Here is a 9,870-nt window from a genome sequence, read left to right as displayed (position 1 = left end):
ATGGCTCGCAGCAACTTCTCTGGCGCGATGCTCGGCCGCCCGCCCTTTATGTCCGCTTCGTACATCTGGGCGAACTGTCGATCCATCTTCGCCAGCGCTTCATTCGCCATCACGCGGATCGAACGCAACGGATGCGACTTGGGGACGAAGTCGTCCAGCTTGCGCATGGAAAACAGACTCTCGGTGAATGTGTCGGCGCCGCGCATGATCTCCAGGGGACAAGTAGTGGTCCATCTATCAACGCCTCACGAGCTCTGCGCGATGACGTGTTTAAGCGGTATTTCAGCGGCCTGCTAGGCGCGAAGGTCTTCCTCGACGAAGCCTATGGTGCGCGTCTGCGCACGGTACTCCACGATGGCCGCTTGAGTCTGCAACTCGGCGCGGACATAGCCGTGACGAATTGCGACAAGGCGGGATTGTCCGGGCCGCGAGCGGGCGTGCTCGTCGGCCGTGCGGAACTCGTCACCGCTGCTGCCGCAAAGGGCGCGGAATTCGGAATGGAAGCGCGTGCCCCCATCACTGCTGCGGTACTGCGCTCCTTGCAGAAGTATCAGCCGGAAGACCTGCGTCAGGAGTCCGCTGCAGGCCAGAAGCTGGCTGACGCGCTCGCCCAGAAGATGGGCGCCGACCTCGTGCAGCGCAGCGACCTTGGGCCGATGGTCGAAGAAGATGCTGTGCTTCGGGTCCTCCTCAAGATTGCTGGACGCGAGAGCGAGCAGCCTGCCGTCGTCCCCTGTGAGGCGACCTCGGCACTCGGCATGGTCCTCCTGGAAGACCACGGCATCCTCACTGTCAATACGCATGGTCAACCGGGTGCTCGCGTTTCGTTGCGCCTCAAGCCGACGCTGGACGCTCTCGGACGGACGGGCGGATTCGATGCTGTCGTTTCCGCAGTGATGCGGGCACTCGACAAGGTCGCGGCGGTAATTCACGACCGCGATGCAATCGCGCAACTGATTCTCGGTAAGTGAAAAATGGCAAATAAAGAATTCAGTCAGATCGACGACCGGCTCGACGCGCTGGTCTCTCTAGACCTCGGCGGACGCGGCGTGGAGCACCTGTACCGTGCGGCGCGTGAGCACCAGGGTAGTTCTCTCGTCGGTGCTGCCGCAGATGCTCTCTTGGGCATCCCGGAGAAGGCTAACGTATTTGTCACGACTGGCTCCGTGTCCCGTGCATGGATTTCGCCTTCCATTGGGGAGAACGACGGTCCTGCCGGCCTTGCCGCGGTCGTTCGTGCTTTGGCGCTTTCTAAGAACGCGCTGTGCATCACCTTCGTGGAGGAGACGCTGATTGAAACCACCGCGGCGATTCTCACCACTGCGGGATTGACCGTCCTGCCGTACGAACAGGCAAAGATTGCACGCGATGACGGAAGTCTCGCTGTCGTTTGTGTCGAAGCCTTCCCGATCGATGACGCGCAGGCGAAAGCAGTTTCGCCTGCGCTCATCGAGAAGTACAAGCCTGGGCTGTTCTTTTCGACTGAGCGTGTTGGCCGTAATGTCGATGGCATCTACTGCAGCATGCGAGGCATCGACTATGGCATGGGCCGCGCACGCATCGACTATCTGTTCGACGAGTGCATCGAGCGGAAAGTCCCGACCGTTGCGGTTGGTGATGGCGGCAACGAAATCGGTATGGGCGTCGTCGCTGAAGCGGTCAAGGGCTACGTGAAGTTCGGCGACAAGCGGCCCGATGGCAGCGCTGGCATTGGCGCAGTCACGGGAACTGACGTACTTGTCACTGCCGCATGTTCGAACTGGGGTTGTTACGCAATCGCGGGGGCTTACGCAGCGCGATGCAGGAAGGCGTCGCTTGCACATACGCCATTGATGGAAGCCGCGTTGTTGCGGCGAGGCGTCGACATCGGTCTCATCAATTCCGTGGCGAATGTGGTCGACGGCAATGTCGACGGTATCCCGGAGGCAACGCACCTCGCAGTTGCGCAACTCATTTCGACGATTATTTCACCCGCGTTCAAGTGAGTTTAGCGGGTGTGACGGGCTGCCCACTCGATGTTCTGGCGGTTAAGTCCACGTCACATCGTCCCGCTCCCAGAACCAGTACCACCAGTCCCTGAGGAAGGTGCAGACGTCCCGGTAAGCGGATGCGCAGCGCCAGCGGCGGACAGCAGCGAGACGGCCGCAGGATCGGGCATGCCATTGGCGTCGATCGCTCCTGCTGCCGCTAGCGTGCCCAGATCGCTGTCGACGCCTGCCTGACCTACCGTAAAGGACGTCGTTAGAAATGCCGGTGCCGTTAGCGTGACCGCATAGTGCTGCTGCAGATTCGTGACGACCGCCGATTGCGCAGCCTGCACATCAGCCGCGTTTCCCAGTACCTGCTGGTACTGCGAGTTGGTCGGGAAGCCGGCTATCAAACCACTCTCGCTCGTGCCGAGTTGTGAAGCAAGGTAGACGAGCATCAACTCAGTTTCGGGCGTCGTATTGAATGTGCCGCCGGCAAATGCCAGCGAATGCAGGCTCATGCCGCCGGAGCTTGCGGTGAGGATGCAAGGAGGCGTGGCGTCGAACGTGATCGTGTAGTGTCCACCGCCGTCGGACAGGGTGGACCCCGAGCCCTGGGCACAGCTGAAGTTGACCGTCGCGCTGGCGATCGCGGTGCCGGTGGCGGCCGTGCCGGAGATGGTGACGTTTGGTGTCACGGTGGTGCCGCCGCAGCCGTTGAGGCCGATACATGAGTTTCCGCCGCAAGCGGCAAGCGTCGCGAGGGAAGCCAGGCAAATTCCAGCCAGCGCCGGGCGAACGAAACGTGCGTGGTGAGCGTCCATGGTTGCCCGCCGTTTCCTTCATTCACGCTCCGGATGACGCAGTCGCGAATGATGCCGGCCATAAGACATGTAGATCAGCATGCCGATCAACAGCCAGACGATCAGCCGTACCCAGGTGATGAACGGCAGCCCCGCCATCAGCAATACGCAAAACGCGATGCCGAGAATGGGGACAATCGGCACGCCCGGCGCGCGGAATGGGCGGCTCGCGTCGGAGTCGCTGCGCCGCAGGTACATGACTGCGCCGCACACGAGCACGAACGCAAACAGCGTCCCGATGCTGACCATCTCGCCTAGTACGCCGATCGGCGTGAGGGCCGCCACGATGGCGACGACCGTGCCGATCATGATCTGGCTTCGATGCGGCGTGTGCAGGCGCGGATGGACGGTGGAGAACAGATGGGGAAGCAGCCTGTCCTCCGACATCGTGTAGAAGATGCGGCTCTGCCCATAGAGCAGCACGAGTATCACGGTGGTCAGCCCGGTGAGCGCGCCGATCTTGATGATTACGGAGAACCAGGTGAAACCAATGGCGTCGACGCCCTTGGCGATCGGGTCGGGAACGTTCAGTTGTGCGTACGGAACGAGTCCGGTGAGCACGGCGGCCACCAGGATATAGAGCACCGTGCAGATAATGAGCGATCCGAGGATCCCGATGGGCATGTCGCGCTGTGGCCGTTTCGCCTCCTGAGCGGCGGTCGATACTGCATCGAAGCCGATGAAGGCAAAGAACACGACTGCTGAGCCACGCAGAATGCCGCTCGCCCCGAAGCTGCCGAACGCGCCGGTGTTGGGGGGCACGAATGGATGCCAGTTGGCGGGATGCACGAAGAACGCGCCGATGGCGATGAAGGCCGCCACGACCGCCAGCTTGATGACGACCATCACGTTGTTCACGCGCGCCGACTCTCGCGTGCCGAGCACCAGCATCGTCGTGAGAATAGCGATGATCAGCACGGCGGGCAGATTGATCGTGCCGGTGGCAGTCGTGCCGTCAGCCAGCTGGACTGTTGTGCCGGGTGCGGCAGCGAGCGTGGGCGGAATGTTGATCCCGACGTTACGCAACAGGCTGACGATATACCCTGACCAACCGACTGCGACCGTCGCGGCGCCCATGGCGTACTCGAGAATCAGGTCCCAGCCGATGATCCAGGCAAACACTTCGCCGAGCGTCGCATACGTATACGTGTAAGTGCTGCCGCATACGGGGAGCATGGCGGCCAGTTCCGAGTAGCAAAGGCCGACAAACGCACACGCAATTCCGCCCAGCACGAACGACAGGATGATGCCCGGTCCGGCAAATTGTGCCGCCGCCGTGCCAGTGAGGACGAAAATACCCGCGCCGATAATGGCGCCGATGCCCATCGCCGTGATGCTGGGCGCCCCCAGGGTCTTCGACAGAGTTCGAACGCCTTCGGCTTCGGCGCTTCCCACTATGTCGGCGACGGACTTGCGTGCCGTGTAGCTCGTGTCAGCCATGATAGGTTGTCCCATTCGTCTGTGACTGGAAACGACTCGATTCGGCTTGCCTTACTTCTTTAGAATAGACACAGGCGCGAGTTGGCAAAGGGTAAGTTTGAGTTAACCGAGCGACGACGATCGGCATGCGTAGGCGGAGATGTTTCGGAACGCTTCACGTTTGCCAGCAAGATGTTGATCCTGCAAATGCGCCACGCATATCGCGGGATTCGTCGGCGTAATTGATGGTTCGCCGTCCACAGGCAAGTCCATGCTCGCGCGAGCGGTTCAGCTGGACGGCGGCAGGGAGAAGAGGGATGGGCAACGAGAAACCGTCGCCGCGGCGCGCGACATTCGAGAAAGGGATCCGGATCGGCGAATATGGATGGTTCGGCCGGCTGTCTGCCGTCGTCGTGAGCACAATCGTGCTGGTGGCGGCAGCGATGCTGTCGGTGGTGCTGCTTGCCGTGCTGTTCGCAGTGGGGGTAATTGTTGCCGGCTATCTCTGGTGGAGGATCCGCGCGTTGCGCCGGCAAGCGCGCGAGTTCGACGATGACGGACGGACCGTCGACGTCGAGGTCGTCCACAAGGACTCGCCCGGCGACGACATCACGAAACGCTGACTTGCGAAGCCCGCGCAAGCGGGTGCAGCGTACGCGTAAACGACAGTTGGAATCGTGTTTGCGCGAATTATAAATACACAAGGCCGCACAAAATTTAACGAACTATTTCGGCCAATTGTAAACATCCGACTTCAGCCACGCCTACTTCCGTGTGTCGGTCCAGCATGCGTTGCGCGATGCTGACCAATCCGCGTGAAAGCCTTGCATCTCTCGGGCTCGCCGTTCTTCAAAGGACGCAGCGCGAGGCTCCGCTTCTGCCACGTTCGCCACGGTTAGGAGATTCTATGATGAAGACTCGAAATATAGGAATGCTACTGATTTTCGGTGCGAGTGGAATGTTCGTCGGCGGCATCGCACACGGCGATCCGCACGGCCCTCAAGCTGGCCAACGGGGCGCGGGTTTCATCAAGAGCTTTCAGATCATTTCTTCCGCACCGGCGTTTGGCGGTGCGACGCCCGCGGGTGCGCCTGGGCCATATGAGGTCATCACCGCCGTCGTGCATGGCGCTCTCGACCCGCGCTCCCCGCTCAACGCGGGCATCGTCAATATCAGGAACGCACCTATCGGAGTCGATGGCTACGTCGACTATTGGACCGATGTCGTGATCCTGCGTCCGCAGAGCGCGGCGAACGCTACGCGTGTGCTCTTCTACGACGTTGTGAATCGCGGCAACAAGCTCGCCGATGGGTCGTTCATCGGTGGCGGCGCGCTCGATACCGGCGCACCGCCGCCGTCCACGTTCCCATCGTTGCTGCGCCATGGCTATACGATTCTCTGGAGCGGCTGGCAAGGCGACATTCCGCTCAACGGCACGAGCACGCTGGCCGGCACGGGTCTGGTCGGCACGAAATTCCCTGTGGCGACCAACAAGGACGGGTCGCCGGTGACGGCGCTGTCGCGCGAAGAGTTCATTCCCGACTACGCGGGAGGCGATCCGACGACGATTCCCCTCACGTACCCGCCCGCCAATCTCAACGACACGGGCAGCGTTACCTTCACCGCACGGCAATCGTGGCTGTCGGCATACGGCAGCATTCCGGGCGGCGTGCAAACCTATACCGCGCCGTCAACGAAGGTGACTTCGTGGAGCTATATCAGTACGCCGAACAATGTCTATGAAGGCAACTATTCGGTCAAGTTCACGCCGCCCGCGTCGGTGCCGGGTCCCAACGGCAGGACCGTCGCGCCCGATGCCGGGACGATTTACAGCTTCGTCTATAAGGCCGCGGCGCCGACCATTGACGGTATCGGCTTTGCGGCGTTGCGCGATCTCGTTTCATGGCTGCGCTACGACAGGTCCGATGCGCGAGGCGTACAGAATCCGCTCAACGATCTGAAGGATGCGGCCTGTGCAGCGTCGCGATGCTCCAGAGATGAGAACTTCGACGTCGCGATCGGCGAAGGCATTTCGCAGTCGGGCCGCTTCATCAAGGACTTCCTCTATCAGGGATTCAACGAGGACAAGCGCGGAAGGATCGTCTTCGACGGACTATTCCCGATCATTTCCGCTGCACGCCGCACGTGGACCAACGCTGCGTTCGCACAGCCGGGACGGTGGTCGAAACAGCATGAGGATCACTTCATGCCGGGTTTCCAGTTCCCCTTTACCTACGCGGTCACCACCGATCCGGTCAGCGGTGCAACCGATGGACTGCTGAAGCGTTGCGAGGCCTCCGGTACGTGTCCGAAGATCATGCAACTCGACGGTGCGTTTGAATGGTGGGGCGGGGCCGCGTCGCTGGTCGTCACGGACGGACGGGGCAATGACGTCCATTTGCCGCCGAACGTGCGCTACTACCTCGTGCCTGGCACGCAGCACGGCGGTGGCAGCGGCGTGACCACGGGTAACTTCACGGTGCCGGCCATAGGCAGTCTGTGTCAGTTGCCGGGCTCGCCCGTGGAGGAAGCGCCCGTCGAGCGCGCGTTGATTCCCGCGCTCGTCGCGTGGGCCGGCAAGGGCACGGAGCCGCCCGCCTCGCAATATCCGACCGTGGCATCGGGCAATCTGGTCGCGCCGACGCAAGCGGCGACAGGCTTTCCTAACCTCGAGAGCGTGACCGTGCCGAGCGGTCCTGCCGCAACGCCGACAGCGCTCAGTCTCACCTTCAACGGCGAATACAATCAGGTCTTCGTGACCGACTACAGCAAGGCCGTGCCAGTTGTGAACACTGCGCAGCCCTACACGATACTTGTGCCCAAGGTCGACGCTAACGGCAACGAAACCACGGGCGTGCTCGTGCCGGACGTGAGCGTGCCGCTCGCGACCTACACCGGGTGGAACTATCGCGGTGCGGGCCATGCGATCGGCGAAGGCTGCATCTCCAACGGCGCGGCGATTCCCTTCGCGGTGAGCGCGTCCGCGCAGTCGGGAGGCTTCGATAGCCGCACCACGCTGAACACGCTCTATGGCGGCAGCCGCTCGCGCTATCAGGCGGCGGTTGCGAAGGCGGCGAACGCACTCGTCAAACAAGGCTACTTGCTGCAGGACGATGCGACGAACGTCTTCATCAGCAATGCGGCGCAGATTTCTCCGACCCTGCTGCCGAATCCTTGAGCCGCGACCAGGCGTCGTCGCGCAGTGCAAGTGAGTTGCACACGCGCGCGACGACGCTCCGTATCAGTGCCTGGGTTTCTACTGCACCGTAATGGTCGCCTTCATATACGGGTGGATGCCGCAAAACACTTTATATACCCCCGGCTTGTCGAACTTGAACTGGTACGTGTCGTTCTGGTCGAGCGCGGCGGAGTGAAATACGCCTGCATCGTTGACGACCGTATGCGGTTCGCCATCCATATTTTTCCAGGTGACCGTGGTGCCCGCTTTCACGGTGAGCGCCATCGGCGAAAACATGAAATTCTTGATGTCGATCTCATTGGGCTCCTGCGCCTGCGCGGCAGGCACGCCAAGGGAGGCCCCCGCCATGAGCATCCCGATCCCGTAGAAGAGGGCGAACGCGCGACGAAAGTGAATGGAGAGCATGGCTCGGATCCTTGTTCAGTGAGCGAGACGCAAGGTCAGGCGAGGGACGTGTCGGAAAGCGTCGCCGCGAGGGGGTGGCGCGTGATCCGGATACTGGTTACGCCAAGCATCTTCGGTAGCTGATCGCTTGCCACCTTGAGCGGCCCGGGTCCGGGTCCATCGCCGGCCGTCGGTTGCGGATAGGCGGTCGAGCGCGCCGTGTGGAACGTGATATTGCCCTCCACCTTGGAAACGATCTGATGAATATGGCCGTTGAGCACGGTCACCGAGCCGAAGCGCTTTAGGTAATCCATTGCCTGGCCCGCATCGCCAGTACCCCAGCCCCATGGTTCGTAGATCGTCCACATTGGCATGTGCGTAAACACCACGATCGGCGTGCTCGACGTGCGGCCCTTCAAGTCGTTTTCGAGCCAGGCGAGTTGGTCCTCGCCCAGGTTACCCAGCCCGTTTGGCTTGAAATGCATGACGTTGACGAGCGCGATGAAGTGCACGCCATTGTGGTCGAAGCTGTAGTAGCCGCGGTTGTCCGATGCCTTGCCGAAACGCTTGAAGTATTCGCCCTGCGGTCCATCCGTCACATCGTGTTCGCCGGGCGTGGTGTGCAACTCCGTAATGCTGAGACCGGAGAGCAATTGCGCCGCCAGATCGAATTCCTCAGGTTTGGAGAGATGGGTGATATCGCCCGTGTGAATCGCCAGAGCGGGTTTGACCGGCATGGCGTTGACATAGTCAATCGTCTGTTTGAGCGTGCCCGCGACGTCGGGATTGGCTTCCTTGTTGAAGCCAATATGCGAGTCGCTGATCTGCAAAAAGAGCGGAACGCCGGCGTTTTCTTTGCTGCTCGCCGCCAGTGCCAGCTCCACGGGCGTGAGGACGCCCCCGGCCAGAACGAACACGGTGCCGGCGCCACCAAAGGCGAGGCATTTCAGGGCGTTGCGGCGTGACGGTTGGGAAGGAAGATCTGACGACATGATGTCCTCTCGACTGGTTTTAGGAAGTCGACCGCCGGCGCAGTACGGAGCGCCTCCAGGGCGGGCTTCACGTGCAATACCGCGAGCGCTGAAGTTTTATTCCCGAATTTTTTCGTGAGTCGAGCGCGGGAATAACTGGCGTGGGTTCACGGTATGGCAGGCGTGACACACGAAATGGCGGAACCAGGAATGGACATCGTCGGCATGACCCGTCGCAGCGCCAGCGCAGTGAGAGACAACGTGCACTTCTTTCTGCGCCGGCTTCAACTCGTGTCGGGCCTCGTGATGCTGACTTATCTCTTTCTGCATCTGGTCAATCACGCGCTCGGCGTCTGGTCGCTCGAGCTTGCCGGGCGCGGTCTCGTACTCGCGCTGCGGCTTTGGCGCAGCACGCCTGGAACGATCGCGCTGTATGGCGCCGCATCGGTGCATTTCGTGCTGGCGTTGAACACGATTTACGGGCGGCGCCACTGGGCGTTGCCGCCCGCGGAATGGCTCCGTCTGTGGGCAGGGCTCAGTCTGCCGCTTCTGCTGATCCGCCACGCAGTGACGACCCGGCTTGCGTCCTCGCTCTATGGTTTCGAACCCACCTACGAGCGCGTCATCGTCGTGCTGCTCACGAGCGGCACGCAGGGCCTGCAACTCGCGCTGCTGGCGCCCGGCTGGATACACGGATGCCTCGGGCTGTGGTTCCGGTTGCGACACTATGCGTGGGCGCGTCGCATGCGGCTGGCGCTGCTGATCTTCGTCGTGTTGTTGCCGCTGCTTTCCGCAGCGGGCTTCATCCACATGATGCGAGCCGTCGGGGGGGCGGGTCGCGTGCTTCCGCCTGTCGATGCCGCACTGGTCGTCCATCAGTCCGCCCTCAACGGCGCACGTCACGATCTCGTCACGCTCTATCTCGCCCTGATTGTCAGCACGCTGTTCCTGGGCCAGTTGCGCAACGCGCTGGAGCGCCGAAGGCTGCGGAGAGATTCGGCGGATGCCCCTTTGCTGGCCCGCAGTGCATCGTGCGAACGGGATGTCCAGGAATGACGTTCGATGTC

General features: G+C 61.8%; 10 protein-coding genes. 5 read left to right on the top strand and 5 right to left on the bottom strand.

Annotation, left to right across the window (positions count from 1 at the left end; all coding sequences use genetic code 11):
- The coding region (locus tag E1N52_RS37500; protein ID WP_484217453.1) for a transposase at positions 1-206 on the bottom strand (206 nt) is incomplete at its 3' end.
- A 60-nt stretch (positions 207-266) separates the two neighbouring features.
- On the opposite strand from E1N52_RS37500, the gene E1N52_RS37495 reads away from it, so the two are divergent.
- Both E1N52_RS37495 and E1N52_RS37490 read left to right on the top strand, forming a co-directional pair.
- Positions 267-971 (top strand): hypothetical protein, encoded by a 705-nt coding sequence (locus E1N52_RS37495; RefSeq protein ID WP_133189467.1) that lies wholly within the window; start codon positions 267-269, stop codon positions 969-971.
- A 3-nt stretch (positions 972-974) separates the two neighbouring features.
- Positions 975-1,985, top strand: a complete 1,011-nt coding sequence (locus E1N52_RS37490) for a glutamate cyclase domain-containing protein (protein WP_133189465.1) — start codon at positions 975-977, stop codon at positions 1,983-1,985.
- A gap of 53 nt (positions 1,986-2,038) precedes the next feature.
- On the opposite strand, the gene E1N52_RS37485 is transcribed toward E1N52_RS37490, so the two are convergent.
- Positions 2,039-2,791 (bottom strand): hypothetical protein, encoded by a 753-nt coding sequence (locus tag E1N52_RS37485; protein WP_133189463.1) that lies wholly within the window; start codon positions 2,789-2,791, stop codon positions 2,039-2,041.
- A gap of 18 nt (positions 2,792-2,809) precedes the next feature.
- Positions 2,810-4,270, bottom strand: a complete 1,461-nt coding sequence (locus E1N52_RS37480) for an amino acid permease (RefSeq protein ID WP_133189461.1) — start codon at positions 4,268-4,270, stop codon at positions 2,810-2,812.
- 296 nt (positions 4,271-4,566) lie between these two features.
- Between E1N52_RS37480 and E1N52_RS37475 the strand changes: the two genes are divergently transcribed.
- Together E1N52_RS37475 and E1N52_RS37470 are read left to right on the top strand one after the other, a co-directional pair.
- Positions 4,567-4,872 carry a hypothetical protein gene (locus E1N52_RS37475; protein ID WP_133189459.1) on the top strand — a complete coding sequence of 102 codons (306 nt, stop codon included), beginning with the start codon at positions 4,567-4,569 and terminating at the stop codon, positions 4,870-4,872.
- A gap of 308 nt (positions 4,873-5,180) precedes the next feature.
- Positions 5,181-7,427, top strand: coding sequence for an alpha/beta hydrolase domain-containing protein (locus tag E1N52_RS37470; protein ID WP_246089393.1), 2,247 nt, complete (start codon positions 5,181-5,183; stop codon positions 7,425-7,427).
- Positions 7,428-7,505: 78 nt separating this feature from the next.
- Here the strand turns inward: E1N52_RS37470 and E1N52_RS37465 are convergent, their stop codons facing one another.
- Both E1N52_RS37465 and E1N52_RS37460 read right to left on the bottom strand, forming a co-directional pair.
- Positions 7,506-7,853 carry a cupredoxin domain-containing protein gene (locus E1N52_RS37465; protein ID WP_165979541.1) on the bottom strand — a complete coding sequence of 116 codons (348 nt, stop codon included), beginning with the start codon at positions 7,851-7,853 and terminating at the stop codon, positions 7,506-7,508.
- 35 nt (positions 7,854-7,888) lie between these two features.
- On the bottom strand, positions 7,889-8,824 hold the full coding sequence (locus E1N52_RS37460) for a metallophosphoesterase family protein (RefSeq protein ID WP_133189457.1): 936 nt from the start codon (positions 8,822-8,824) through the stop codon (positions 7,889-7,891).
- A 204-nt stretch (positions 8,825-9,028) separates the two neighbouring features.
- On the opposite strand from E1N52_RS37460, the gene E1N52_RS37455 reads away from it, so the two are divergent.
- Positions 9,029-9,859: a hypothetical protein gene (locus E1N52_RS37455; RefSeq protein ID WP_133189455.1), complete on the top strand. Its 831-nt coding sequence runs from the start codon at positions 9,029-9,031 to the stop codon at positions 9,857-9,859.
- Positions 9,860-9,870: the final 11 nt, after the last annotated feature.

Source organism: Paraburkholderia guartelaensis, from assembly GCF_004353905.1.
GTDB lineage: Bacteria > Pseudomonadota > Gammaproteobacteria > Burkholderiales > Burkholderiaceae > Paraburkholderia > Paraburkholderia guartelaensis.
The sequence above is the reverse complement of the archived record's forward strand: the minus strand, read 5'-3'. Positions and strand labels throughout refer to the sequence as shown.

What these genes read in the sequence shown, in the direction of transcription:
- E1N52_RS37490 (WP_133189465.1), top strand. Translation starts at nt 975, where the DNA reads ATGGCAAATAAAGAATTCAGTCAGATCGACGACCGGCTCGACGCGCTG.
- E1N52_RS37485 (WP_133189463.1), bottom strand. Translation starts at nt 2,791, where the DNA reads ATGGACGCTCACCACGCACGTTTCGTTCGCCCGGCGCTGGCTGGAATT.
- E1N52_RS37480 (WP_133189461.1), bottom strand. Translation starts at nt 4,270, where the DNA reads ATGGCTGACACGAGCTACACGGCACGCAAGTCCGTCGCCGACATAGTG.
- E1N52_RS37475 (WP_133189459.1), top strand. Translation starts at nt 4,567, where the DNA reads ATGGGCAACGAGAAACCGTCGCCGCGGCGCGCGACATTCGAGAAAGGG.
- E1N52_RS37470 (WP_246089393.1), top strand. Translation starts at nt 5,181, where the DNA reads ATGCTACTGATTTTCGGTGCGAGTGGAATGTTCGTCGGCGGCATCGCA.
- E1N52_RS37465 (WP_165979541.1), bottom strand. Translation starts at nt 7,853, where the DNA reads ATGCTCTCCATTCACTTTCGTCGCGCGTTCGCCCTCTTCTACGGGATC.
- E1N52_RS37460 (WP_133189457.1), bottom strand. Translation starts at nt 8,824, where the DNA reads ATGTCGTCAGATCTTCCTTCCCAACCGTCACGCCGCAACGCCCTGAAA.
- E1N52_RS37455 (WP_133189455.1), top strand. Translation starts at nt 9,029, where the DNA reads ATGACCCGTCGCAGCGCCAGCGCAGTGAGAGACAACGTGCACTTCTTT.